Below are 24,815 nucleotides of genomic sequence, written 5' to 3' on the forward strand. Positions count from 1 at the left end.
TTCATAAACGGTTATTGGGCAGTCGGCATGCTGAACTCGGGGCCCTTGGCGATGCTGTCGGGCCAGCGCTGCATCACGCTTTTGTAGCGGCTGTAGAAGCGCAAACCTTCTTCACCGTAGGCATGGTGATCGCCAAACAGCGAGCGCTTCCAGCCGCCAAAGGAATGCCAGGCCATGGGCACCGGAATCGGCACGTTGATGCCCACCATGCCGACCTTGATGCTGCGGGCAAACGCCCTGGCAATGCCGCCGTCACGGGTGAAGCAGGACACGCCGTTGCCGAACTCGTGAGCATTGATCAAGGCCACGGCGCTGGCGAAATCCGCCACGCGAACGATGCCCAGCACCGGGCCGAAGATCTCTTGCTGGTAGATGCTCATCTGGGCGTTGACCTGGTCGAACAGCGTCGCGCCGACAAAGAACCCCTGCTCGGCCCCCGGCACCTTGAAACCACGGCCGTCGACGATCAGGCGCGCGCCCTCGGCGACCCCGGCGTCGATGAAGCCTTCGACCTTGGCCTTGTGCTCGGCGGTCACCAGCGGCCCCATGTCGGTGCCGGGTTGCTGGCCGTTGCCGATCTTCAACTGATCGATGCGCGGCAACAGCTTGGCAATCAATTCATCGCCCACGTCCCCCACCGCTACGGCAATGGAAATCGCCATGCAGCGTTCACCGGCCGAGCCGTAGGCCGCGCCGATCAATGCGTCCGCCGCCTGGTCGAGGTCGGCGTCGGGCATGACGATCATGTGATTTTTCGCCCCGCCAAGCGCCTGCACGCGCTTGCCGTTCGCCGTGCCCTGCTGGTGGATGTACTCGGCAATCGGCGTGGAGCCGACGAAAGAAATCGCCTCGATGTGCGGGTGCTGCAACAGCGCATCTACCGCCACTTTGTCGCCCTGGACCACGTTGAACACACCGTCCGGCAACCCGGCCTCCGTCAACAGCCGAGCCATCAGCAAACTGGCGGACGGGTCACGCTCCGAAGGCTTGAGGATGAAACAGTTACCGGCGACCAGTGCCAGGGGAATCATCCACAGCGGCACCATCACCGGAAAATTGAACGGCGTGACTCCGGCACACACACCCAAGGGCTGGCGCAGGTTCCAGTTGTCGATGCCGCCGCCGATGTTGTCACTGAAATCGGTCTTGAGCAGGTTCGGCGCACCGCAGGCGTACTCGACGATCTCGATGCCGCGGGTGACTTCGCCATGGGCGTCGGACAGCACCTTGCCGTGCTCGCGACTGATGATCTGCGCCAGTTCGTCATGATGGCGGTCGAGCAATTCCTTGAACTTGAACATCACCCGCGAACGGCGCAATGACGATTGCTCGGACCAGCCCGGGAATGCCGCCAGCGCCGAGGTCACCGCGGCCTCGACGGTGCCCGGTTCGGCCAGCGCCACCCGGGCCTGTATCGCGCCGGTGGCCGGGTTGAAGACGTTGCTGAACCGCACCGTGTCGCTGTCCTGCACTCGACCGTTGATGTAATGGCCTACTACCGGGGCATCGCTCATTGTTCTTGTTCTCCGTGCAAAGGGTGGAAATCAGAGATCAAGCAGCCAACTGTGCTGCGGATCGTTATGGAACTGCCAGACCCGCTTCGGGCCGGCCATGACGTTCAGGTAATACGACTCGTACCCGTAGGGCACGCTGACCGGGTGGTAACCCTTGGGCACCACCACCAGGTCGCTGTTTTCCACGGCCATGGCCTGGTCGATGCTGCGGTCGTCGGTATAGACCCGCTGGAACACGAAGCCCTGGGACGGGTTGACCTGGTGGTAATAGGTTTCTTCCAGGAAGCTCTGGTGCGGCAGGTCGTCGGTGTCGTGCTTGTGGGGTGGGTAGCTCGACGAATGCCCCGACGGCGTGCGCACTTCCACCACCAGCAGCGAGTGGGCCGGCTCACTGTCGGGCAGGATGTCGCAGACATAGCGGGTGTTGGCGCCCTTGCCGCGCACGCTGCGCTTCATGCTGTCCGGGCGGATCAGCCGTGGACCGTAACTGTTTTGCGCAGAACCCGGCGCAGCACACACGGCAATCTGTACATCGCTCAGGGCGGTGACCTGGGCCTGGCTGCCGGGCGGCAGATACGCGGCGTAGGGCGATTTATCCTCGAACACCGACTGGCGATCACCGAGGTTGTCCCAATCGAAGGCACCCTGCCCCGGTGCTTCACCCTTGAGACTGATGCGCCCGCTGAGCAAGACCAGGCACAGTTCCTTGTCGGCGGCAGCCACCGGGAGCTTTTCACCAAGGCTCAAGCGGTAGGCGGCAAACCCGACATACTCCAGTTCGTCGGCGGGTAGCTGGACTATGGTCTGGCCGCTTGGCTGGCTTTTGATCAACAGGCTCATGACGCAGTCCTCTCTTGCAGCAAGGCGCGCAGGGTGTCGTAGCCTTTCTTGGCGTAGGCATAACTCGGTGCCACGGCCGGATCCTGTTCGGCTTCGACCACCAGCCAGCCGTGATAGTCGGCGGCAAGCAGCACGTCCAGCAACGCGGCAAAGTCGATGTCACCATCACCCGGTACGGTGAAGGTGCCGTTGACGATGCAGTCGGGGAAACTCCAGAGGTTGTTGCGCGCCAGTTGCACCACAGGCTTGCGCACGTCCTTGAAATGCACATGGCAAATGCGCTCGATGTGCTTGCGCAACACCTGCAAGGGTTCGCCGCCGCCCATGTAACAGTGGCCCGAGTCAAACAGCAGGCCAACCTCACTGCCGGTCAGGGCCATCAGTTTGTCGATGTCCGAAGGCGATTCGACATAGGCGCCCATATGATGGTGATACGCCAGGCGCACACCCCGGGACAGGGTGAAGCGCGCCAGTTCGGTGAGTTTTTCGGCATAGTCTTGCCAGGCTTCGTCCGTGTGAAAACGCGGTCGCTCGATCAGTGGGATGCGCTGGCCTTGAATGGAATCGGCCACCTCGCCGTACACCAGCACCGTCGCACCGTTTTGCGCCAGCAATTCGACATGGCTGGCGATGGCATCGATTTCTTCGGCCGCCGAGCGCCGGGCCAGACGGCTGGAATACCAGCCGGAGACCAGCGCCAGGTCATAGGGCCGCAGCACATCGCCAACGCCCTTGGCATCCTTGGGAAATTTGCCGTTGAGCTCGAAACCTTCGTAACCGATTTCCTTGCCTTCGCTCAGCGCCGTACTCAACGGCGTCTCGCCACCCAACGATGGCAGATCGTCGTTGCTCCAGGAAATCGGGTTGATGCCAATTCGAATAGCGGGCATGGCTGCACCTTTTATTGTTTTTACCTAACCATTGAAGGCGGCGATGAACCCTGTGGGAGCGAGCCTGCTCGCGATAGCGGTGTGTCAGGCGACTTAATGTTGACTATCAGTCGGCTATCGCGAGCAGGCTCGCTCCCACAGGATCAGTGTTCACAGCTTTTAACTTCGCGCAGCACGCCACGCCTCAATCAACTCCACAAACCTACCCTGCACCTGCCGGATCAACGTTTCATCGTCGATTTCCCCGGCCAGCCAGGCACGACTCGGTTCCTGGAAGATTGTCCGTCCGACGGCAAATCCACGGCAGGTTGTGCTCTGGCTGGCCTGGCGGAAACCCTCGGCCAGCACGGCGGCCGGGGCGTTGAGGCCCAGCAGTACCACACCTCGGCAATAGGGATCACGCTGTTGAATCAGCTCATCAAGTTGCTTCCATTCGTCTGCCGTCTGGGCTTCGATTTTCCACCAGGCCGGAAAGATGCCCAGGTTGTAGAGGCGTTTGAGGGCGCGATACAGCACGTCCGGGTGCGGCGACGGATGATCCTTGGGTGGAATGACTTCCAGCAGCAGTTCATGGCCGCTGACCTGGGACGCCTGATACAGCGCCATGAGTTGCGCCTCCTGTTCCAGGCGCAGCAGCGGTTCGTCGTCGGGGTGAAATTGCACCAGGCACTTGATGATCTGTTCCTGTGGCCAGGCGATCAGGTTGCTGCCGATAGAGCGCCCATGTTCGAACGCCAGCGGCCGTGAACCCTGCACCTCCACTGGTCGGGCAACCCACCAGTCACGTCCAGTGGCGGCGTTCAGCGAGTCCTGGCCGAAACGTTGGTCGGCCAGCAGACCGACATCGGCCTCGATGCCCTGACGTTTCAGGTCGGCTTCGACCCGTTCCACGGCCTGGATGAACAGTTGCTTGAGTGCGCTGATAGCGCCCAGCTCACGCCCGCCTTTATGGGCCAGTTCTACCAGTTGCCAGCGATGATCGAAGGCAAAGATGAACAATTGCTTCCACTGTTTGCGCGGCACGCTGACCTGATGCAGACGTTGCAATGCCGCGTCTCGATCCGGCCGGGTAATCGGCACCGGGCTATTGAACAGGTAGTCGAGTTCAGCCCGGGTCGGCATCGCTGGGGCACAGGCATGGCGCGACACCACCAGGCCACCGCAGGCATTGGCCAACTGGCAGCAGCGTTCATCGCTGGCGTCCTCCAGCCAACCGGCGAGAAAGCCCGACATGAACGCATCACCTGCGCCCAATACATTCAGGACCTCGACCCGTACACCAGGATAAATCGCGCCGTCTTCAAGCCGGGCCGGGATGGCGCCATGAATCACCGTGCAACCTTGCGGGCCGAGCTTGACCACCAAGGTCGCCGCCGTCAGCGAGCGCACGGTACGCAACGCGCTCAGCAGATCTTCGCTGCCGCCGGCGATCAGGAATTCTTCTTCGGTGCCGACGATCAGGTCGAAACGCGGCAGGATGCTTTGCACGTGCTGGCTGACTTTCTGGTCGGCGACGAAACGGGTTTCCCCATCGGCCTTGCCCGCCAGGCCCCAGAGCACCGGGCGATAGTCGATGTCCAACACGCGTTTGACGTTGTGTTTCTCGGCGTAATCCAACGCCTGGGTGCTGGCCTTGTAGACACTTTCGGTAGAGAAATGCGTGCCGGTGATCAGCAGCGCCTTGCTGGAGGCAATGAACGTTTCATTGATGTCTTCGGCGCGCAGCGCCATGTCGGCGCAATTTTCCCGGTAGAACACCAGGGGAAAGGTTTCCCGGTCCTTGATACCCAGCAGGACCATGGCCGTCAGGCGTTCAGGGTCGACCTTGATGCCGCTGACGTCGCAGCCTTCGCGGGCCAGGGACTCCACCAGGAAACGGCCCATATGATCGTCCCCTACCCGGCTCAGCATCGCCGACCTGAGCCCTAACCGCGCGGTGCCGAAGGCGATGTTGGCCGACGAGCCACCCAGGTATTTGGCGAAGCTTGCGACATCTTCCAGGCGCGCTCCGACTTGCTGCGCGTAGAGGTCGACGCCCAGGCGTCCCAGGCAGATCACATCCAATTGACGCCCACTGGCAAAACGAGTCTGGCCCATGCTGGCTCCTGTTATTTTTATCAGCCCGCGCTTGCCACCGAAACCGGCGCCAACGCTCTTGGTGGATGCAGACTAAAACGAGCAGCGGCCAATAATCAATAATTATTCTATAAATTTTTTACGTGGAATATTTTTTCCAATATGCTATCACTGAAGCGCGCCAGACGCGGTGCATCGTTTCAGCAGGTGTCGCAACGTTGTCTGCTCATGATTTTCCCCGCGCCTACGCTGTAGACTGCGATCAGCCAACCTATTGTCGAGGGCCGGCCCTTTTCCCGGGCCGCCCTATAAGAACAAGCCAGAAGGATTTTCTATGACCCGCCCCGATCTGCCGGCGCCGTCCGAGAGCGCGTCCGAACCCGCCCTTTCAAGCCCACCGATCAATGCCGAGCGCCTGCTGCAACTGATTACCGACGAGTATGAAAGCCTGCCGCGACAGCTCAAACGCATCGCCAGCTACATGAGCCAGCAAAGCGACCGGATCATGGTCGATCGCATCAGCGACATTGCGCGCGAATGCGAAGTGCATCCGTCGGCCATCGTGCGGTTTTCCCAGCGTTTCGGCTTCAGCGGATTCAGCGAAATGCAGGCCTTGTTTCGCGAGGCCTATACCCACAAGACCACGCCGGTGCAAAACTACCAGCAGCGCATCCGCAGCATGATCGCCAACAAGTCGCAGAAAGCCAGCGGCGGCGACCTGGCGCGCGAATGCGTCAACGCCACCCTCTCGGGCATCGAGCGTCTGGGCCTGGAGCTGGACGATCAAGCCTTCGACAAAGCCGTAGACCTGGTGGTCAACGCCGACAACATCTATGTGGTCGGCGTGCGACGCTCGTTCGCGGTGGCCGATTACCTGGTCTATAACCTGCAACACACCAACAAGCGCATCCATCTGGTGTCCGGCCTGGGGGGCAGTTATCGCGAGCAAATGCGCAGCGTGCGGGCCAACGACCTGGTGATCGCGATCAGCTTTACGCCCTACGGCAAGGAAACCCAGCACTGCCTGCGCATTGCCCAGCATCATCAGGCCAAGACGCTGATCATCACCGACAGCAACCTGTCGCCCCTGGCCAAACGGGCCAATGCGGTACTGTTGGTGAACGAAGGCAGCTCTTTCGCCTTCCGCTCGTTGAGTGCCACGTTGTGCCTGTGCCAGGCGTTGTTCATCGCCGTGGCTTACCGACTGGAACTCAAGGTCGATGAAATCCATGAACAGGTCGGGTTCGAGGATTAACCCCGCAAGATTCTTCTGAAGGAGACGTCATGAAACTGATCGGCATGCTGGACTCGCCCTACGTGCGACGCGTCGCCATTTCCGCCAAGTGCCTGGGGGTTGCCCTGGAACACGAGTCCGTTTCGGTGTTCAGGCATTTCGAACAGTTCCAGCGCATCAACCCGGTGGTCAAGGCACCGACCCTGGTGCTCAACGATGGCAACGTGCTGATGGATTCCACATTGATCATCGACTACCTCGAAGCCTTGGCCGCGCCGGGCAAAAGCCTGATGCCGGTCGACAGTGGGCAACGGCTGCGCGCATTGCGCGTGATTGGCCTGGCCCTGGCGGCGTGCGAGAAGTCAGTGCAGATCTACTACGAACGCAACCTTCGGCCGACAGAAATCCAACACGCCCCCTGGGTCGAACGCGTGGAAGGCCAACTGGCGGCGGCCTATGACATGCTCGAACAGGAACTGGTGAAACAGCCCCTGATCACCGATGGCACCCTCGATCAGGCGGGCATCACCGTGGCAGTGGCCTGGAGCTTCACCAACCTGGTGGTGCCGGATCAGGTGCAGGGCAAGTCATTTCCATCGATCAGCGCGTTTACCGCCTATGCCGAAGGGTTGGAGGCGTTCGCCAGCACGCCGATGGTATAGCGGACGAGCGCGGCTTGTGTGGGAGCAGGCTTGCTTGCGAAGACGGCGGCAGACTCAACATCATCGTCTCAGATAGACCGCTTTCGCGAGCAGGCTCGCTCCCACAGTTGGTTCCCGAGTAACCACCGGATGAGGGTCACCCCCAGATCTATGTGGGAGCGAGCCTGCTCGCGATAGCGGTGGGTCAATCAACATCAATGGCACTGATCCGACGCCATCGCGAGCAGGCTCGCTCCCACAGTTTGGGGCCGGGGGACTGCAAAATTTGTGTTCGGCACAAAGAATTGCTTCAAGTCAGCTCCATTTCCTTTGGCTTTACCACCGGCACAACCTCGAAGCGATCCGCCAGGAACGGCGTGATGTCCAGCGGCAGGGGCTCGTTGTTCACCAGTTTGTCCAGCAGCACTCCGGTGATGGCCGAGGTCAGGATGCCGGTGCGAAAGTGCCCACAGGCATTTAGGTACCCTTCCACGCCGCGCATCGGGCCCAGGATGGGCAACTCATCAGGTGAGCCGGGGCGCAAACCGGCCCAGGTGCGTTTCAGGTTGATGTCGGCCAACTGCGGTATGCAGCGCATCGCGCCCTGCACCAGCCCCTCGATTTCCGGGTAGGTGGTGGTCACGTCGAACCCCTTGTCCTCGGTGGTACTGCCGATGAGGATTTCGCCGTTGTCCTTTTGCGCGACATAGCAGTCGCTGGTGGTCAGGCACCCGTTGAGGATCTTCGGCATGCGCTCGGTCAGCAGGATTTGCCCCTTGACCGGCTTGACCGGGATCCGCACACCGGTGGCCTGCTCGCTCAGGTCCGCCGCCCAGGCACCGGCGGCATTGATCAGCGTCCGGCAGTTGAACGTCCCGGCTTCGGCGGTTCTCACCCCCGTCACCCGCGCCCCGTCTCGAAGCACCTGCGCCACGTTGGTGTTGAAGAACATATCGACGCCGTTCTGCCGGGCACCCTCGGTGTAGGCATCGGCCAGCCGGAACGGGCTGACCTGATGGTCGCACAGAAACTCCAGCGCGCCGCGGGCCTCATGGCTGACATTCGGCTCGGCCTCGCGCAGGGCGGCCTGATCGAGCCAGCGTACCTGATCGGCCAGGTGGGGAATGCAGGCGACGATGTGCTCGGCATACAAACGGTCTTCATCGTCGTAGATCACGAACTTGAGCCCGGTCTCCTCGAACTTGAAGTCCATGCCGTGGTTGTCCATCAGCTCGCGGTGCAGTCGGGGATACATCGCGTTGGACTGCAAGGCGAAATCGAAGAACGACTGGGGCAGGATGTGCGGCGTGCTGGCGTCCACCGCCACGGCGGCGCCCTGGGCCTGGCGCTTGCGGTTGGCCGACATCATCCGAAAGAAAATCACCCCGCAGCCCAGGCCCACGGATTCACCGATGGCCCACAGGCCGCCGGCCGAAGCGCGGGTGGCGTTGCCGGGGCGCTTGGCGTCGATCAAGGCGATCTTCAGATGCTTGCGTTTGGACAGTTGATAGGCACAGGACGCACCGATCACGCCCCCGCCGACGATAACGACATCATAGTGCTTGAGGTCTGGATGCTCAGTCATGCCGGAGGGCCTCCGTGCCGACGTTCTGAAAGGCTGAAAAGGGAATCGGGTCGATGGGGAAACGCGGCCGCAGCCAGCCAACGTCGGCACGCCCGGTGGCCTGGCGCAGGCGATCACTGCAATAGCCCACGCACATCCGTCCCTGACAGTCACCCATGCTCACGCGGGTGCGCATTTTCAGGCTGGCCATGTCTTGCACGCCCTGCTCCAGGGCGCGGTCGATGTCGGCGCGGGTCGCGTGTTCACAGCGACAAATGACCGTATCGGCGGTCGGCAACGCGGTTTGTCCGGCGCCGCGTTGCGTGTAGCGGTCCACGGCGGCGCGAAAGCGAATGATCCGGTCCAGTTGCGCTCGATACCGGTCGCGGTACTCCAGGGCAGTGGAGCAATCCAGCAGGTCGGCCTGCATCAGGATCGACAGTGCGGCGATGCGCCCGCTCAACATGGCGGCTTCACCACCGCGAATCCCGCCCACGTCGCCGGCCAGGTGAATGTGCGCCTCGCTGCTTTGCTGCCAGGCATCGGACACCGCCCGCAAATAACCGTCATCGCTGAAGCCATGCTCCAGGCCCATCTGCTGGCTCAATTGGGTGCGCGGGATGAAACCATAGCCGACCGCCAGCGTCTGGGCCGGGACCTGTTCGGCTCGTTCGAGGTCGGGCTCCCAGGTACTGGAATACGGTGCAACGGTGACGATGTCCAGCTCGCCCTCGCCGTTGGCCTGTACCACTCCCCAGCCATAACGCACGGGGATGCGATGCAGTTTGAGATAAGCCAGCATGCTCAGGCCGTCGAGGAACAATTGTGGTTTGTTCAGCAATGCCAGGCTTTCCCTGGCGATCTTGCCGAAGGCACAAGCCTCATAGACGCCCGCCACGGCCACGCCCGAAGCGTGAAGTTGACAGGCCACCAGCGGCAGCAACGGACCTGTGCCGGCGATCACCACCGGCCCCGGCGGCTTGACCGCTCCGCTCTTGATCTGCAATTGCAGACCACCGAGCAGCATCACCCCCGGCAGTGTCCAGCCAGGGAACGGCACGCTGCGCTCATGACAACCGGCCGCCAGCACTAGGTGGGAATAGCTGACCTCGCGCAGTTGTTCATCGGCGTTCAGCAGCATCAGCGCCTTGAACCCTTCGGCGCCGATGACGCGGTGGTTGAGTCGCACATCGATCAGCCCGGCGTAGCGCTGGAACTCACCGTGGAGTTTGTTCAGGGCTTCGCTGTAGCGCGGCCCGAGGTAATCCAGGCTCACCCCGTCGCGCAGCGGCCCGCGGTAGACCACGCCACCCAGGCGCGGCGCTTCTTCGAGCAGGGTGCAATGCACCCCGTGGGTGGCCAGCTCGATGGCCGCGGCCATACCCGCCGGCCCGCCGCCGACAATCACCGGATGGAGGTTCATGGTGCCTCCCTTTCGGCGATGCGATTGGCCCGGGTTTCGATTTGCATGCCGGGACGCACTTGGGTCTGGCAGGCGCGGCGCTTGTGGCGGCCGTCGATCTTGACCAGGCAACATTGGCACACGCCCATGCCACAGTATGCGCCACTGAGTTGGTCGTGATCGTTGCGTGCTACCTGGCGCTGGCCCAGGGCCTGAATGACGCTGAGGACGGTTTCACCTTGGGCCGCGCTGACGGACTGCCCGTCCAGGTGCACCGTCATGTCGGCGTGCTGCAGCGGCTGGATATCAAATTTTCGGCGTAGAAGGTCTTGAGGTTGCATCATGTTGCTCTTCCTTGAAGGTTCAGTGAGGTCTTGGCTCCTTGCGGCACACCATCACCGGTTCGTGTCAGTGCCCATCAGCGACAGCGCGCCAAAGCAGGGCAACGGACGCAGCATGATGGTGCGCACTAAATTTATGTTAGGGATTATTTGTGACCAAGTGTTGATCCAGGCCAGTGAATACCGCTGTCGGCGTCCATGAACATTTTTTCAGCAAGCCGACAGGTATTTTTTGGCAGAATGCTGCGCAATGGCTTCAATTTCTCACCCGGTACCGCCCATGAACCGCATTTTGACCATCGAAGACGACGCCGTGACCGCCCGTGAAATCGTCGCCGAACTGACCCGCAATGGCCTGGATGTCGACTGGGTCGACAACGGCCGCGAGGGCCTGGAACGGGCGGTGAGCGGCGATTACGACCTGATCACCCTGGACCGCATGCTGCCCGAGCTCGACGGGCTGGTGATCGTGACGACGTTGCGCACCATGGGCGTGGCCACGCCGATCCTGATGATCAGCGCCCTCTCCGATGTGGACGAGCGGGTGCGCGGCCTGCGGGCCGGTGGCGACGATTATCTGACCAAGCCGTTCGCCACCGACGAAATGGCCGCCCGGGTCGAAGTGCTGCTGCGGCGCAACAACGGTGCCCGCGAGCCGGAAACCGCACTGCGGGTGGCCGACCTGGAACTCAACCTGATCAGCCGCGAAGCCAGCCGCAACGGGCAACTGCTCAGCCTGCTGCCCACCGAATACAAGCTGCTGGAGTTCCTGATGCGCAACAGCGGCCAGATCCTCTCGCGCATGATGATTTTCGAAGAGGTCTGGGGCTATCACTTCGATCCCGGCACCAACCTGATCGACGTCCATATCGGCCGCCTGCGCAAGAAAATCGACCCGCCGGGCCTGGAACCGCTGATTCGCACGGTACGAGGTTCCGGCTATGTCATTGCTGAACCCCGCTAAGGGCTGGCGCTCCTCCAGCAGTCGCCTGCTGGCGCTGTACAGTTCGCTGTTCGTGCTCTGGAGCGCGGTCCTGATGGGGGTGATGTATTACGAAGTGTTCGGTTACCTCGACAGCCTTGCCAAGCACTCCCTGATGCAGCGTCAGCACCTGTTCGCACGTATTCATGGCGATCAGTTGGAAGATGCTCTCATGGCCAGCCTGACCCTGGATGAACGCGGCGTCGACGCCTACGGCCTGTTCGATCCGCAATTGCGCCACTTGAGCGGACCGATCCGGCACGTCCCCCCCGATCTGCCGCTGGACGGCAATATTCATATGCTCGGCGGCTGCGTCGATTCCAGGGATCCAGGTATTCCTTCCGACAGTTGCGACGCGGTGGCGACCCGGACCCAGGACGGCCGCTGGTTGATCCTGGCGCGGGACAACGGCTCGCTGTTCGCTGTCACGCGCATCATTCTGCACGCGTTGTTCTGGGGCGTGTCCCTGACCATTTTGCCGGGCATTGCCGGCTGGCATCTGTTGCGTCGGCGACCGTTGCAACGCATCCGCAAACTGCAGGCCAGTGCCGAGGCCATCGTGGCCGGTGACCTGACCCATCGCCTGCCGCTGTCGAGCCGTCGCGATGAGCTGGACATGCTGGCGGCAATCGTCAACGCCATGCTCGATCGTATCGAACGCTTGATGAACGAGGTCAAGGGCGTGTGCGACAACATCGCCCATGACCTGCGCACCCCGCTGACTCGCCTGCGCGCCCAGCTTTATCGCATCCAGCAGCAAGCCCCGGACGGCTCGCCCGAGGCGTTGCAGATGGATCAGGTGATTGCCGAGACTGACACCCTGATGGCGAGGTTTCGAGGCTTGTTGCGGATTTCCGAGCTGGAAGACCAGCAACGACGCTCAGGGTTCGTGCGCCTCGATCCGTTGCAGTTGTTGCAGGAACTGCACGATTTTTATCTGCCGTTGGCCGAGGAGCGGGAACTGACTTTCACCCTCGAAGTACCCGATGCCCTGCCCTTGCTCAACGGCGACCGGGCATTGCTGTTCGAGGCGGTGTCCAACCTGCTGAGCAACTCGATCAAATTCACCCCGCCGGGCGGTGAGGTGATCCTGCGTGGCGTTGATCAGGGCGACAGCAGCCGTATCGAAGTACTCGACTCCGGGCCCGGAATCCCCGAGGCGGAGCGCAAGGCTGTGTTTCGCCGCTTCTACCGCGCCGAGGGCAGCAGCCAGCAGAGCGGCTTTGGCCTGGGACTATCGATCGTCGCGGCGATTGTCAACTTGCACGGGTTCACGCTGGAAGTGGGCAGCAGCGAGCAAGGCGGCGCTCGGTTGGCGCTCGATTGCCGGGCGACGCTGCTGTAGGTGGCGGCTACCAAGTTCAGCGGAAAAGTTCAGCGGATCATTCAGGCGGAGTCACTTCGATACAGCGGGGTGTTTTCAAGCTCATACCGCAACTCATCGATCAGCTTTGCCAGGCTTTCTTCCGAGCGGACGCTGTCGACGCTCATGCCGCTCACCACCAGATCCACCTCCCCGCTTTCGCGGTGATACAGACGTACGGTAAGGGTTCCGTCGCCGTTGAGGCTGCATTCGCAGGCCAGTGGCTTGAAGCTTTCTTCGAGTCGGGCGCGCAGGGGGGCCAGTAGGGTCATCCGTTGCTCCTCAGCGCTGTAGCCGTGAGCGACCGGCGGGCAACTGCGGGCTCATAGGCCCGGCAAGCGTCCTGGCGATTGCACGATTGATTCGTTCACTGCTCATTGTGGCGTGTTCCTTGACTGTTTCGTGGGGGACGCGGCATTGCGCAGAGAATGCCGCACCCTCACAGCCTAAGGAGCCAACGACGTGGGCAAAACCCGAATTTGCACCAGCACGCCCGGTGCATTTGCACTGGCTATCATGGTGCCTTCATTCGCCACTCGTTGGCGAACAGGCCGCGTTCGCGCGCCCAGACGATTGCCTCGCTGCGGCTGTGAACATCGAGTTTGGAGTACAGCGTCGCCACATGATTGCGCACGGTATTGGGGGCCAGCTTCAAGCGCGCGGCGATTTCCTTGTCGGCCAGGCCCTGGCAGATCAGCCCCAGCACATCACGCTCCCGGGCTGTGAGCTCGGTAAATGAAGTGCTGGGCAACTGGGCGTTGATGCTCTTCACATTGGCCAGTTTTTCGATCAGGGTCCGACTGAACCAGGAGGCATCTTTCATCACCTCTTCGATGGCCGCCACCAGCTCCAGCTCCGAGCGTTTGCGTTCGGTGATGTTCATCAACACCAGCAAATAACACGGCTTGTCCTGAATGACGACAGTATCGGCTGCCATCTCGCAGTCGATCTGTTCCCCACCTTTTTTGTGAACCTTGACGTCGACGCTGGACACGGTTGCGGTTTTTTCCAGCGTGGCAAACAGTGCGGCGCAGGCATCCGGGTCGAGAAAGCCGATTTCCTCCACGGTTTTACCCAGCAGTTCTTCACTGGCGTAACCGCTGGTCTGGAGAAAGGCTTCGTTGATCTCCAGCAATTGCTGTTCGGCGCTGCACACCAGGGTTGGCACGGGCGTGAGACGGAACGATTTGGCAAAGCGCTCCTCACTCTGGCGCAACGCCGTTTCGGCCTTGCGGCGCGGCTCCATGTCCATGAAGGAAAACAGCATGCAGTCTTCGTCATGCAGGTCATCCAGCGGCTGGCCCGCGACAATCACTTGCTTGCTGCCGCCCCCTGGCAGTTTCAACTCAGCCTGCATTTGCGGAATGGTCGCGCCCTGCCCCAGGCGCTCAATGGCCAAGTCACGTTTCTCGGCGGCCTCGAGCACGTCCAGCTCATACACCGAACGCCCGATCACCTGCTCGCGGCTGTAGCCGGTCATTTCCAGAAAGCCCTGGTTGACCTTGATATAGCGCAAGTCACTGAGACGGCAGATTACCGCTGGCGCCGGGTTGGCCGCGAAGGTTCTCTCGAAACGCTGTTCGGCGCTGGCCCACTCGGTGGCATCGCTGAGAATCAGCACCAGCAATTCCGCCTGGCCGCTACGGTCGGTCAGCACCATGCTGCGAATCCGATGAACCCAGGTGCGATCCGGATCAGCCTCGGGCGTGACCTCCACCAATACATCGCTGAACTCATCGCCACGGGCGACCCGGGCAATGGGGTAGTTGTCCGCGGTCAGCGGGTGGTTGTTGCGATAACGCAAATTGAACCGCTGGGCGTATTCCTCGGCGTTGGCCCCCAGCGCCTTGAGGTCAGTGACCCCGTGCATGGTCAACGCCGCTTCGTTGGCCCAGGCGATGGTCTGATCGACTTCGATCAACATCACCCCGTCAGACAGCCCGGCGATGATTTGCAGCAGTTGACGACGATTGGTATCGGTAGTCGGGACATCCTGGCTCATCGGGTCTCCATGTGGTCAGAGGAGCATGGAGATTACGACCATTCGCGGCGATGACACGTTCCCCTATAGGAACTGTCGAGTGCAACGAGGCTGCGATCTTTTAATCCTCAAGCTGCTTCAAGCCGCCATGCGTCCCTCGGCAATTGCCTGTGAGGCGGCGAGCATCGCTCGCAGCAGCACCGCACACCCGGCGGCCAGATCATCCGGGGCGGCGTTTTCGATTTCGTTGTGGCTGATGCCGCCTTCGCACGGCACGAAGATCATCCCGGCCGGCCCCAGTTCGGCGAGGAAGATCGCGTCGTGGCCTGCGCCGCTGACGATGTCCATATGGGACAGGCCCAGCCCTTGGGCAGCACCGCGCACAGCTTCGACACAACCCTTGTCGAAGTACAGTGGCGGAAAGTCAGCCGTAGGGGTCAGTTCATACGTCAGGCCGTGTTGCTGACAGGTGTCATCAATGACTTGCCTGACCTCGGCGATCATCGAATCCAGGCGTGCCGGCTCCAGGTGACGAAAATCCAGGGTCATGCGCACTTCGCCGGGGATGACATTGCGCGAACCGGGATAGGCTTGCAGGCAGCCAACCGTGCCGCAGGCATGGGGTTGATGGCCGAGGGCCGCGCGGTTGACGGCGCCAACGATGATCGAAGCACCGACCAAAGCGTCCTTGCGCAGGTGCATCGGGGTCGGGCCGGCGTGGGCTTCGACGCCCCGCAAGGTCAGATCGAACCACTTCTGCCCCAGTGCCCCCATCACCACACCGATGGTCTTGCGTTCGTCCTCCAGGATCGGCCCCTGCTCGATGTGCGCCTCGAAATACGCCCCCACCGGATGCCCGCTGACCGGGCGTGGCCCGGCGTAGCCGATGGCATTGAGTGCCTGGCCGACGGTAATGCCCTCGGCGTCGGTCTTGGCCAGGGTTTCTTCGAGGGTGAACTTCTCGGCGAATACGCCGGAGCCCATCATGCACGGGGCGAAGCGCGAACCTTCTTCGTTGGTCCAGACCACCACCTCCAACGGTGCTTCGGTTTCTATTTTCAAGTCATTGAGGGTGCGCAGCACTTCCAGGCCGGACAGCACACCGAAGCATCCGTCGAACTTGCCACCGGTAGGCTGGGTGTCGATGTGGCTGCCGGTCATCACCGGTGGCAGGTTCGGATTGCGCCCCGGCCGACGGGCGAAAATATTGCCCACCGCGTCAATGCTGACGGTGCAGCCGGCTGCCTCGGTCCATTGCACGAACAAGTCCCGGGCCTGGCGGTCCAGATCGGTCAGGGCCAGCCTGCACACCCCACCCTTGACCGTGGCACCGAGCTGCGCCAGGTCCATGAGCGACTGCCACAAGCGGTCGCGATTGATGTGCTGTTGGGTGGACTGTAGAACGTCGACGGCTGCGTTCATGGGGGATCTCCAGTTTTTTCAGGCATTTTCTCGTTGTACTTGAGGCCGCTATCGCGAGCAGTCTCGCCCCCACAGGGGATCTGCTGTGCACACAGGCTTGCGTTCACCCCAATCCAGTGTGGGAGCGAGCCTGCTCGCGATGAGGCCCTCCTTTACACCGCAGTTTTAGCGATGGACGGGCTCGCCCGCATACTGCACAACCCGTAATAAATCACCCCGCCCAGTGCCGAGCCGGTGAACCAGCCGTAGCTGTAGAACCAGCTGAATGCATCGCTGCCCAACGACAGCAGCGTCAGCACCACAGGCACGCCAAAGGCGATGAAGCCGTTCCAGTTCCAGGCCGGGTAGACGTCGTCGCGGTACAGCCCGGCCAGGTCCAGTTGTTGTTTCTTGATCAGGAAATAGTCCACCACCATGATCCCGGCAATCGGCCCCAGCAGGCTCGAATAGCCCAGCAGCCAGTTGGAATAGACCGACTCAAGGCTGACCTCGGAAACGATCAGACCGAGTTTCTTCAGCAGTTCGTGGGCCATCAGCGCCAGCCCTACCAGCCCGGTCAGCATCACCGCCTTGGTACGGCCGATCAGTTTTGGCGCCAGGTTCTGGAAGTCGTTGGTGGGTGAGACGATGTTGGCGGCGGTGTTGGTCGAGAGCGTGGCAATGATGATCAGCACCATGGCCAGTGCCACCCACAGCGGGCTCTGAATGTGTCCGATCAGGGTCACTGGGTCAGAGACGGTCACGCCCACCAGTTTCGCCGAGGCCGCCGTCATCACCACGCCGAGGGCGGCGAACAGGAACATGGTCAGCGGCAGGCCGATGATCTGCCCCACGATCTGGTCTTTCTGGCTCTTGGCATAACGACTGAAGTCAGGAATATTCAACGACAGCGTGGCCCAGAAACCCACCATCGCTGTGAGCCCTGCCAGGAAATAACTGGTCACGCCGGCACCTTCGGGCCGTTTGGCCGGCTGCGCCATCAGTTCGGTCAGGGAGACGTTGGGCAACGCCCACATCAGCAGGCCGACCCCCACCAGCACCAGCAGCGGCGCGGACAGGGTTTCCAGCCATTTGATCGACTCGGCACCGCGCAGCACCACCCACAGGTTCAGGACCCAGAACACCATGAAACCAATCACTTCGCCGGTGCCACCCAGGCTCTTCCAGCCCTCGAACACCGAGCCGAGAAACAGGTGAATCGCCAGCCCGCCGAACATCGTCTGGATTCCGAACCAGCCACACGCCACCAGCGCGCGGATCAGGCAGGGCACGTTGGAGCCGATGACGCCGAAGGAAGAGCGCAACAGCACCGGGAAGGGAATGCCGTATTTGGTCCCGGCAAAGGCGTTCAGGGTCAGGGGAATCAGCACGATGATGTTGGCGAACAGGATGGCCAGCAACGCTTCACCCACCGACAACCCGAAATAGGCCGTGAGCACGCCGCCCAGGGTGTAGGTCGGCACACAGATCGACATGCCGACCCATAACGCGGTGATGTGCCATTTATTCCAGGTTCGCTCATGCACCTGGGTTGGCGCGATGTCATGGTTGTAACGGGGGCTGTCGAGAACGTCGCTGCCGGCTTCAAGCTCGAATAACCCGTCGCGCTCGGTCACTGTTGATCTGGTCATGTCCGCTCCACTGTTTTCATTATTTTTGCTCATCGACTGGCGATGGCCGGAGTACTTGCATGTAAAGCGCGCGTTCTACCGGCGGCCCTGCCTGGCAGCGACAGCACTCAATAACTGTGCCGATTGCCTCGCCGGGTTGACCGGTTGAACGATATAACACTGACAACTTTATGATATTTAACGCTTTAATTTAATTTCATTGTCCGCTCGCACTGGGCGCCAGTGCCCTTGAGGCTAGATGACCTGCACGTTCTGTCGAGCCCGAGATTCAAAGTGGTGCACCCCACATTATTGCGAAGTGTCTAAACCGCACTTTAACGCCTTTCAAGCTGCTGATTTAGCATGATAAATCTCGCTCAAATAATGATCCTGTCAAGTGCGTCAAAATGGTGAGGTAGCTCACCATTTTGGTGATTTGTTAGTTTAATTGATATTTTTCAATGAGTTATATATTCAAACAACCCATTAAAAATAATCTTGCCGATTCGTAAAACTCCAGCTAGCTTCTAATCCTGACAACTGTGACAGGATTAGAACGCTACACGACTTCATCACTTCCCCATCATGATCTATACAACATAAAGAACCGGCATCAGTCGGTCATGCCTGCGAGGAACTCGGAATGTCTTTGTTGATCCGTGGCGCCACCGTAATAACCCATGACGAACGTTATCGTGCCGATGTGCTGTGTGCCGAGGGCGTGATCAAGGCCATTGGTGAAAACCTGGATGTGCCCGCCGATGTCGAAGTACTCGATGGCAGCGGCCAATACCTGATGCCGGGCGGCATCGACCCGCATACCCATATGCAGTTGCCGTTCATGGGCACCGTCGCCAGCGAAGATTTTTTCAGTGGCACGGCAGCAGGCCTGGCGGGAGGCACGACCTCGATCATCGACTTTGTCATTCCCAATCCCCAGCAATCGCTGATGGAAGCCTTCCACCAGTGGCGCGGCTGGGCGGAAAAAAGCGCCAGTGATTACGGCTTTCACGTGGCGATCACCTGGTGGAGTGAACAGGTTCGTGAAGAGATGGCCGAGCTCGTCAGCCATCACGGGGTAAACAGCTTCAAGCACTTCATGGCCTACAAGAACGCGATCATGGCGGCCGACGACACCTTGGTGGCGAGCTTCGAGCGCTGTCTGGAACTGGGCGCCGTGCCCACGGTGCATGCCGAGAACGGCGAGCTGGTTGATCACCTGCAGCGCAAGTTACTGGCCCAGGGCATTACCGGCCCCGAAGCCCATCCGCTGTCGCGGCCCTCGCAAGTGGAAGGTGAAGCCGCGAGCCGGGCCATCCGTATTGCCCAGACCCTGGGCACGCCGCTGTACCTGGTGCATGTGTCGACCAAGGAAGCCCTGGATGAAATCACCTATGCCCGCAGCCAGGGCCAGCCGGTCTACGGTGAAGTACTGGCCGGGCATCTGCTGCTCGACGATAGCGTTTATCGCCACCCCGACTGGCAGACCGCCGCCGGTTACGTGATGAGCCCGCCCTTCCGCCCTCGCGGGCATCAGGAAGCGCTCTGGCATGGCTTGCAATCAGGCAACCTGCACACCACCGCCACCGACCATTGCTGTTTCTGCGCCGAACAGAAAGCCGCCGGCCGCGAAGACTTCAGCAAGATTCCCAACGGCACCGCCGGTATCGAAGACCGTATGGCGGTGCTGTGGGATGAAGGGGTCAACAGCGGCAAATTATCGATGCATGATTTCGTCGCCCTCACCTCCACCAATACGGCGAAGATCTTCAACCTTTACCCGCGCAAAGGTGCCATTCGCGTCGGTGCCGATGCCGACCTGGTGCTCTGGGACCCGCAAGGCAGCCGCACGATTTCGGCCAAGACCCACCATCAACAGGTGGACTTCAACATCTTCGAAGGCAAAACCGTGCGCGGCGTGCCGAGCCACACCATCAGCCAGGGCCGGCTGGTCTGGGTCGATGGCGACCTGCGGGCCGAACGCGGCGCCGGACGCTACATCGAACGACCGGCTTACCCGGCGGTGTTCGATTTGTTGAGCAAGCGGGCGGAGTTGCACCGGCCGGTTGCAGTGAAACGCTGATAGCGGCCTACGGCCTATCGCGAGCAGGCTCGCTCCCACACTGGATTTTGAATGGATACAAAATCTGTGTGCACCGCAGATCCCTGTGGGAGCGAGCCTGCTCGCGATGAGGCCAGTCCGGACACAAAAAACACTGCCCACCAGAGGCAGCACCTCAAACACCGTGAGGCCAATTCCATGATCCAGCCCTTGAGTCACCTCCCCCATTCCCAGGAAGACCCGACCACCCTGGCCGCGCGTTTCAGCGACCTGGCGCCGCCGCTCAACCCACGACAGGCGCACCTGGAAGCATCCCGTTGCCTGTACTGCTACGACGCGCCGTGCGTGAACGCCTGTCCGAGCGAGATCGACATCCCTTCGTTCATCCGCAACATCCATCAGGACAACGTCCAGGGCGCGGCGCAGAAGATTCTCTCGGCCAATATCCTCGGTGGCAGTTGTGCCCGGGTCTGCCCCACAGAGATCCTTTGCCAGCAAGCCTGCGTGCGCAACAACGCTCAAGAGTGCGCGCCGGTACTGATCGGCCTGTTGCAACGCTACGCGGTGGACAACGCCCACTTCAGCGAACACCCGTTCAAACGCGCCGCCGCCACCGGCAAGCGCATTGCCGTGGTCGGCGCGGGTCCTGCGGGGTTGTCCTGCGCTCACCGCAGCGCGATGCACGGCCACGATGTGGTGGTGTTCGAGGCCCGGGAAAAGGCCGGTGGCCTCAACGAATACGGAATCGCCAAATACAAGCTGGTGGACGATTATGCCCAGCGTGAACTGGACTTTCTGCTGGGCATCGGCGGCATCGAAATCCGCCATGGGCAAAAGCTGGGCGAAAACCTCAGCTTGAGCGACTTGCATCAGCAATTCGACGCTGTGTTCCTCGGCCTCGGCCTGGCCGCCAGCAAACAACTGGGCCTGAGCGATGAACAGGCGCCGGGGCTGCTGGCCGCCACCGAGTACATCCGCGAACTGCGCCAGGCTGACGACCTTAGCCAGTTGCCGCTGGCCGACCGCTGCATCGTCCTCGGTGCAGGCAACACCGCCATCGACATGGCCGTGCAGATGGCCCGTCTCGGTGCCCGGGACGTCAGCCTGGTGTACCGGCGCGGCCTTGAGGACATGGGCGCCACCGGCCATGAGCAAGACATCGCCAAGGCCAATCAGGTGCGTCTGCTGACCTGGGCCCAACCGCAACAAGTGCTGCTGGACGAGGCCGGGAATGTGCGGGGCATGCGTTTCTCCCGCACCCACCTGGAGAACGGTCGGTTGGTCACCGGCGCCGACACCTTCGACCTGCCCGCCGACGGGATTTTCAAAGCCATTGGCCAGGCCTTCGATGACCACGCGCTGGCGGACCCGCTGGCCCGTGAACTCAAACGCCAGGATGGACGGATCCTGGTAGACGAGCATTTGCGCACCAGCATCGCCGGCGTGTATGCCGGCGGTGACTGCACCAGCCTGGACCAGGACCTGACGGTGCAGGCCGTGCAGCACGGCAAGCTTGCCGCCGAGGCGATCAACGCTCAACTCATGCTCAACGTGGAGGCTGCGTAAATGGCCGATCTGTCGATTGTCTTCGCCGGCATCAAAGCCCCTAATCCGTTCTGGCTGGCCTCCGCGCCGCCGACCGACAAGGCCTACAACGTGGTACGTGCCTTCGAGGCCGGTTGGGGTGGCGTGGTCTGGAAAACCCTTGGAGAGGATCCGGCGGCCGTGAACGTGTCGTCGCGTTACTCGGCCCACTTCGGCGCCAATCGCGAGGTGCTGGGCATCAATAACATTGAGCTGATCACCGACCGTTCGCTGGAGATCAACCTGCGGGAAATCACCCAGGTGAAAAAGGACTGGCCGGACCGGGCGCTGATCGTGTCGTTGATGGTGCCGTGCGTGGAAGAATCCTGGAAACGCATCCTGCCCCTGGTTGAAGCCACGGGTGCCGACGGTATCGAGCTGAACTTCGGCTGCCCCCACGGCATGCCCGAGCGGGGCATGGGCGCGGCCGTCGGCCAGGTGCCGGAGTACGTCGAGCAAGTCACGCGCTGGTGCAAGACCTATTGCTCGCTGCCAGTGATCGTCAAGCTGACGCCGAACATCACCGACATCCGCGTCGCTGCCCGGGCGGCCCATCGGGGCGGCGCCGATGCAGTGTCGTTGATCAACACCATCAACTCCATCACCAGCGTCGACCTGGACCGCATGGTCGCCCTGCCCATCGTCGGCAGTCAGAGCACCCACGGCGGCTACTGCGGCTCGGCGGTCAAGCCGATCGCGCTGAACATGGTCGCGGAAATCGCCCGCGACCCGCAGACCCAAGGCTTGCCGATCTGCGGCATCGGTGGCATCGGCAGTTGGCGCGACGCGGCGGAATTCATCGCCCTGGGCAGTGGCGCCGTGCAAGTGTGCACGGCGGCGATGCTCCACGGTTTTCGTATTGTCGAAGAGATGAAGGACGGTCTGTCACGCTGGATGGACGATCACGGCCACGCCAACCTGCAGGCATTTTCCGGTCGCGCGGTGGGCAACACCACCGACTGGAAGTACCTGGACATCAACTATCAAGTCATCGCGAAGATCGACCAAGCGGCCTGCATCGGTTGCGGTCGCTGCCACATCGCCTGTGAAGACACATCCCACCAGGCCATCGCCAGCCTCAAGCAAGCGGACGGGACGCACAAATATGAAGTGATCGATGAAGAGTGCGTAGGCTGCAACCTCTGCCAGATCACCTGCCCGGTGCAGGACTGCATCGAGATGGTGACGGTGGAAACGGGCAAGCCGTTCCTGGACTGGAACCATGATCCGCGTAATCCCTACCATGTAGCGGTCTGAAGAAGCTGTGGCGTCTGGACTGACGCCATCGCGAGCAGGCTCGCTCCCACACTGGGTCGTGTCGTTCACAGATTTTGTGTACGCCAGAAATCCACTGTGGGAGCGAGCCTGCTCGCGATAGGGCCATCAGCCTCAACACAGATCTCAGGGCTCCAACCCAATCCCCCGCAAAATCACACTGGTCACCGTCTGCACTGCCCGCTCGAACTGCATGTCCGACAGCGGCTGATGGTCGTTGAGGATATTGATCTGGTGGTCGAAGTCGGCGTAGTGCTGGGTCGAGGCCCAGATCATGTAGAGCAGGCTTGACGGCTCTACGGGGAGGATGCGTTTGTCCTCCACCCACTGGCGGATTTTTGCCTCTTTCATCTTGGCCCAGTCATAGAGGCTGGCATCCAGCGCCTGGCCCAGGGTCGGGGCGCCGTGGATGATTTCGTTGGCCCAGACCTTCGAGCCGTAGGGCCGGCTACGGGAGTGGTTCATCTTGGCGCGGATGTAACTGCTGAGCACCACCCGCGGGTCATCGAACATCTCGAAGCACAAGGCATCCTGCTTCCAGACCTCCAGCAGATCGAACAGCACGGCGCTGTACAGCTCGCTCTTGGTGCTGAAGTAATAATGCAGGTTGGATCGGGGCAGTTGCACCTCGGCAGCGATGTCGGCCATGGCGGTGCCGCCGAAGCCCTTTTCGGCAAAGACCTTCTCGGCGGCCAACAGGATTTTCTCGACGTTACTGCGACGAATCTCGATCTTGTGATTGCCCATGAGGGCTCCCTGGCAACAGCGTTGATCAAGACTACCATTCGCCCATTGTCGAAAACACAGGTGTTAACCATGTCTCCCGATGATCGTTCCCACGCTCCTGCGTGGGAATGCCGCCAGGGACGCTCCGCGTTCCGCTTCTGGCATTGACGCAGAGCGTCACGGGATGCATTCCCACGCAGAGCGAGGGAACGATCAAACCGGCTGCGCTATGTCGACTGATGCGCTTCGACGTTATCCAGCACACGGTTCGCCAGCAATCCGCTCAGTTCGATCAATTGCTGGATGCCCAGGGCGATGTGGCGCCTGGGACCTTCCAGGTCGAAGGCCAAGTCACTGACCATGGCATTGGCCGAGGCCAGATTTCGCTGAGGTTGGCGAGCAGGGTTTCGGTGTCGACGCCATTGGCGACGGTGAACAGTTGACCGGGATCGGCCTCGGATTTGCTGGGTTTGGGTTTGGGCTTGAGGTAGTGGTCGAGGATGCGGTCGGCGGCTTTGTCGAACGCCTTGGAATTGGATGGATCTGTCCCGGGTGGGTTGGGGGTTACTTTGAACATAGGTGAATCTCCAAATCGAAAAATGGAGCCATCACTCTCGCTACCAAACGAAGGGTGGCGGCCATACGCGGGTTGGTAGACCGGTGACTTGGAGAACCGGCGCGTCCGAAAACGCCCTGCGCATGACCGCCATAAAACAGATACCAAAACGGACTGTATGACAGGGGCTATGCGTCAAGTCAAAAGCCGGGCTACCAAACCCGATCACTGATTCAATCAGCGACCCGGAAACGATAGAACCCTGCCCCCCAGGCGCACAAGCCGGCGGATTCTGGCGCAGTTGTAGGCAAGGGCGCAAGACAACGTAGCCCGACCCCGAACGATCCTACATCTGGATAAACACAAACCCGTTTGGACCCGGCATAGGGTTAAACAACACACCCTCGCCACAAGAGCCTTCTTGTTTGATCGTTCCCACGCTCCTGCGTGGGAATGTCGCCAGGGACGCTCCGCGTTCCGCTTCTGGAAGGTGACGCAGAGCGTCACTGGATGCATTCCCACGCCGAGGGTGGGAACGATCAAAAACACCGGCGCTGCTTGTGGGAAAGCTTCTGTGGCGAGGGAGCAAGAGCTCCCTTAAGACTTCCAATCGCCAGCATTCGACTAATGTCTTAGACCAGTCATCGCACAACCAAGCACCCTCCCCGCTACTCTCAAACCACGCTTCGACACGGCGCCACGGCCTGCAATCTTGCCCTCGGCCAGCGCCAGCCATTGAAACGTCTCATTTT

19 protein-coding genes and 1 pseudogene are annotated in these 24,815 nt (G+C 61.2%); 7 read left to right on the plus strand and 13 right to left on the minus strand.

What is annotated here, in order from left to right; all coding sequences use genetic code 11:
* Window positions 1-11: 11 nt before the first annotated feature.
* The 4 genes from HQ912_RS16975 to iolC all read right to left on the minus strand — a co-directional run bounded on the left by HQ912_RS16975 (window position 12) and on the right by iolC (window position 5,341).
* The gene (locus HQ912_RS16975) at window positions 12-1,514 is read right to left on the minus strand and encodes a CoA-acylating methylmalonate-semialdehyde dehydrogenase (RefSeq protein WP_173407063.1); all 1,503 of its coding nucleotides are present in this window, start codon (window positions 1,512-1,514) and stop codon (window positions 12-14) included.
* A 30-nt stretch (window positions 1,515-1,544) separates the two neighbouring features.
* A complete protein-coding gene (iolB, locus tag HQ912_RS16980) occupies window positions 1,545-2,354 on the minus strand; it encodes a 5-deoxy-glucuronate isomerase (protein WP_047230199.1) in 810 nt (269 codons plus the stop codon).
* Window positions 2,351-3,244 carry a myo-inosose-2 dehydratase gene (gene iolE / locus HQ912_RS16985; RefSeq protein WP_047230198.1) on the minus strand — a complete coding sequence of 298 codons (894 nt, stop codon included), beginning with the start codon at window positions 3,242-3,244 and terminating at the stop codon, window positions 2,351-2,353. Before iolE ends, iolB begins: the two co-directional genes overlap by 4 nt.
* A 159-nt stretch (window positions 3,245-3,403) precedes the next feature.
* Window positions 3,404-5,341: a bifunctional 5-dehydro-2-deoxygluconokinase/5-dehydro-2-deoxyphosphogluconate aldolase gene (gene iolC, locus HQ912_RS16990; RefSeq protein ID WP_173407064.1), complete on the minus strand. Its 1,938-nt coding sequence runs from the start codon at window positions 5,339-5,341 to the stop codon at window positions 3,404-3,406.
* Window positions 5,342-5,654: 313 nt separating this feature from the next.
* Here iolC and HQ912_RS16995 point away from each other — a divergent pair, with 313 nt between their 5' ends.
* Window positions 5,655-6,575 (plus strand): MurR/RpiR family transcriptional regulator, encoded by a 921-nt coding sequence (locus tag HQ912_RS16995; protein ID WP_047230196.1) that lies wholly within the window; start codon window positions 5,655-5,657, stop codon window positions 6,573-6,575.
* A 29-nt stretch (window positions 6,576-6,604) separates the two neighbouring features.
* Entirely contained in the window at window positions 6,605-7,216 is a 612-nt protein-coding gene (locus HQ912_RS17000) for a glutathione S-transferase (RefSeq protein ID WP_107321651.1), read from the plus strand.
* A 289-nt stretch (window positions 7,217-7,505) separates the two neighbouring features.
* Here HQ912_RS17000 and hcnC read toward each other — a convergent pair whose 3' ends face one another.
* From hcnC to hcnA, 3 genes are read right to left on the minus strand one after another with little or no spacing between them, the layout of a single operon-like run.
* Window positions 7,506-8,780: a cyanide-forming glycine dehydrogenase subunit HcnC gene (gene hcnC / locus HQ912_RS17005; protein ID WP_173407065.1), complete on the minus strand. Its 1,275-nt coding sequence runs from the start codon at window positions 8,778-8,780 to the stop codon at window positions 7,506-7,508.
* On the minus strand, window positions 8,773-10,182 hold the full coding sequence (hcnB, locus tag HQ912_RS17010; protein WP_173407066.1) for a cyanide-forming glycine dehydrogenase subunit HcnB: 1,410 nt from the start codon (window positions 10,180-10,182) through the stop codon (window positions 8,773-8,775). Before hcnB ends, hcnC begins: the two co-directional genes overlap by 8 nt.
* The gene (gene hcnA / locus HQ912_RS17015) at window positions 10,179-10,505 is read right to left on the minus strand and encodes a cyanide-forming glycine dehydrogenase subunit HcnA (RefSeq protein ID WP_173407067.1); all 327 of its coding nucleotides are present in this window, start codon (window positions 10,503-10,505) and stop codon (window positions 10,179-10,181) included. Before hcnA ends, hcnB begins: the two co-directional genes overlap by 4 nt.
* 277 nt (window positions 10,506-10,782) lie before the next feature.
* Between hcnA and HQ912_RS17020 the strand changes: the two genes are divergently transcribed.
* Complete coding sequence (locus HQ912_RS17020; protein WP_047230191.1) at window positions 10,783-11,466, plus strand: response regulator transcription factor; 684 nt, start codon at window positions 10,783-10,785, stop codon at window positions 11,464-11,466.
* Window positions 11,444-12,829 carry a sensor histidine kinase gene (locus HQ912_RS17025; RefSeq protein WP_173407068.1) on the plus strand — a complete coding sequence of 462 codons (1,386 nt, stop codon included), beginning with the start codon at window positions 11,444-11,446 and terminating at the stop codon, window positions 12,827-12,829. The genes HQ912_RS17020 and HQ912_RS17025 overlap by 23 nt, the downstream gene beginning before the upstream one ends.
* A gap of 41 nt (window positions 12,830-12,870) precedes the next feature.
* Here the strand turns inward: HQ912_RS17025 and HQ912_RS17030 are convergent, their stop codons facing one another.
* The 4 genes from HQ912_RS17030 to HQ912_RS17045 form a co-directional block, all read right to left on the minus strand.
* Window positions 12,871-13,119 carry a DUF1652 domain-containing protein gene (locus HQ912_RS17030; RefSeq protein WP_173407069.1) on the minus strand — a complete coding sequence of 83 codons (249 nt, stop codon included), beginning with the start codon at window positions 13,117-13,119 and terminating at the stop codon, window positions 12,871-12,873.
* A gap of 242 nt (window positions 13,120-13,361) precedes the next feature.
* Window positions 13,362-14,849 (minus strand): PAS domain S-box protein, encoded by a 1,488-nt coding sequence (locus HQ912_RS17035; protein ID WP_076385278.1) that lies wholly within the window; start codon window positions 14,847-14,849, stop codon window positions 13,362-13,364.
* A gap of 117 nt (window positions 14,850-14,966) precedes the next feature.
* Window positions 14,967-16,250 (minus strand): Zn-dependent hydrolase, encoded by a 1,284-nt coding sequence (locus HQ912_RS17040; RefSeq protein ID WP_047230187.1) that lies wholly within the window; start codon window positions 16,248-16,250, stop codon window positions 14,967-14,969.
* 152 nt (window positions 16,251-16,402) lie between these two features.
* Window positions 16,403-17,881: an NCS1 family nucleobase:cation symporter-1 gene (locus tag HQ912_RS17045; protein ID WP_047230186.1), complete on the minus strand. Its 1,479-nt coding sequence runs from the start codon at window positions 17,879-17,881 to the stop codon at window positions 16,403-16,405.
* Between the two features lie 622 nt (window positions 17,882-18,503).
* Between HQ912_RS17045 and hydA the strand changes: the two genes are divergently transcribed.
* The 3 genes from hydA to preA all read left to right on the plus strand — a co-directional run bounded on the left by hydA (window position 18,504) and on the right by preA (window position 22,763).
* The gene (gene hydA / locus HQ912_RS17050; RefSeq protein WP_160892436.1) at window positions 18,504-19,943 is read left to right on the plus strand and encodes a dihydropyrimidinase; all 1,440 of its coding nucleotides are present in this window, start codon (window positions 18,504-18,506) and stop codon (window positions 19,941-19,943) included.
* A 177-nt stretch (window positions 19,944-20,120) separates the two neighbouring features.
* Window positions 20,121-21,488 (plus strand): NAD(P)-dependent oxidoreductase, encoded by a 1,368-nt coding sequence (locus HQ912_RS17055; RefSeq protein WP_076385282.1) that lies wholly within the window; start codon window positions 20,121-20,123, stop codon window positions 21,486-21,488.
* Complete coding sequence (preA, locus tag HQ912_RS17060) at window positions 21,489-22,763, plus strand: NAD-dependent dihydropyrimidine dehydrogenase subunit PreA (protein WP_047230183.1); 1,275 nt, start codon at window positions 21,489-21,491, stop codon at window positions 22,761-22,763.
* Window positions 22,764-22,907: 144 nt separating this feature from the next.
* Here the strand turns inward: preA and HQ912_RS17065 are convergent, their stop codons facing one another.
* Both HQ912_RS17065 and HQ912_RS17070 read right to left on the minus strand, forming a co-directional pair.
* Window positions 22,908-23,528 (minus strand): TetR/AcrR family transcriptional regulator, encoded by a 621-nt coding sequence (locus HQ912_RS17065; RefSeq protein ID WP_047230182.1) that lies wholly within the window; start codon window positions 23,526-23,528, stop codon window positions 22,908-22,910.
* Between the two features lie 206 nt (window positions 23,529-23,734).
* Window positions 23,735-24,084 (minus strand): annotated as a pseudogene (locus HQ912_RS17070) (DUF6124 family protein).
* Between the last annotated feature and the right edge of the window lie 731 nt (window positions 24,085-24,815).

The sequence above is a fragment of the Pseudomonas sp. MPDS genome (genome assembly GCF_013283895.1).
GTDB classification, from domain to species: Bacteria; Pseudomonadota; Gammaproteobacteria; order Pseudomonadales; family Pseudomonadaceae; genus Aquipseudomonas; species Aquipseudomonas rhizophila.

What these genes read in the sequence shown, in the direction of transcription:
- hcnC (WP_173407065.1), bottom strand. Translation starts at nt 8,780, where the DNA reads ATGACTGAGCATCCAGACCTCAAGCACTATGATGTCGTTATCGTCGGC.
- HQ912_RS16995 (WP_047230196.1), top strand. Translation starts at nt 5,655, where the DNA reads ATGACCCGCCCCGATCTGCCGGCGCCGTCCGAGAGCGCGTCCGAACCC.
- iolE (WP_047230198.1), bottom strand. Translation starts at nt 3,244, where the DNA reads ATGCCCGCTATTCGAATTGGCATCAACCCGATTTCCTGGAGCAACGAC.
- HQ912_RS17035 (WP_076385278.1), bottom strand. Translation starts at nt 14,849, where the DNA reads ATGAGCCAGGATGTCCCGACTACCGATACCAATCGTCGTCAACTGCTG.
- HQ912_RS17055 (WP_076385282.1), top strand. Translation starts at nt 20,121, where the DNA reads ATGATCCAGCCCTTGAGTCACCTCCCCCATTCCCAGGAAGACCCGACC.
- HQ912_RS17045 (WP_047230186.1), bottom strand. Translation starts at nt 17,881, where the DNA reads ATGACCAGATCAACAGTGACCGAGCGCGACGGGTTATTCGAGCTTGAA.
- HQ912_RS17065 (WP_047230182.1), bottom strand. Translation starts at nt 23,528, where the DNA reads ATGGGCAATCACAAGATCGAGATTCGTCGCAGTAACGTCGAGAAAATC.
- HQ912_RS17020 (WP_047230191.1), top strand. Translation starts at nt 10,783, where the DNA reads ATGAACCGCATTTTGACCATCGAAGACGACGCCGTGACCGCCCGTGAA.
- iolB (WP_047230199.1), bottom strand. Translation starts at nt 2,354, where the DNA reads ATGAGCCTGTTGATCAAAAGCCAGCCAAGCGGCCAGACCATAGTCCAG.
- HQ912_RS17040 (WP_047230187.1), bottom strand. Translation starts at nt 16,250, where the DNA reads ATGAACGCAGCCGTCGACGTTCTACAGTCCACCCAACAGCACATCAAT.
- HQ912_RS17030 (WP_173407069.1), bottom strand. Translation starts at nt 13,119, where the DNA reads ATGACCCTACTGGCCCCCCTGCGCGCCCGACTCGAAGAAAGCTTCAAG.
- hcnB (WP_173407066.1), bottom strand. Translation starts at nt 10,182, where the DNA reads ATGAACCTCCATCCGGTGATTGTCGGCGGCGGGCCGGCGGGTATGGCC.
- HQ912_RS17000 (WP_107321651.1), top strand. Translation starts at nt 6,605, where the DNA reads ATGAAACTGATCGGCATGCTGGACTCGCCCTACGTGCGACGCGTCGCC.
- hcnA (WP_173407067.1), bottom strand. Translation starts at nt 10,505, where the DNA reads ATGATGCAACCTCAAGACCTTCTACGCCGAAAATTTGATATCCAGCCG.
- HQ912_RS17025 (WP_173407068.1), top strand. Translation starts at nt 11,444, where the DNA reads ATGTCATTGCTGAACCCCGCTAAGGGCTGGCGCTCCTCCAGCAGTCGC.
- hydA (WP_160892436.1), top strand. Translation starts at nt 18,504, where the DNA reads ATGTCTTTGTTGATCCGTGGCGCCACCGTAATAACCCATGACGAACGT.
- iolC (WP_173407064.1), bottom strand. Translation starts at nt 5,341, where the DNA reads ATGGGCCAGACTCGTTTTGCCAGTGGGCGTCAATTGGATGTGATCTGC.
- preA (WP_047230183.1), top strand. Translation starts at nt 21,489, where the DNA reads ATGGCCGATCTGTCGATTGTCTTCGCCGGCATCAAAGCCCCTAATCCG.
- HQ912_RS16975 (WP_173407063.1), bottom strand. Translation starts at nt 1,514, where the DNA reads ATGAGCGATGCCCCGGTAGTAGGCCATTACATCAACGGTCGAGTGCAG.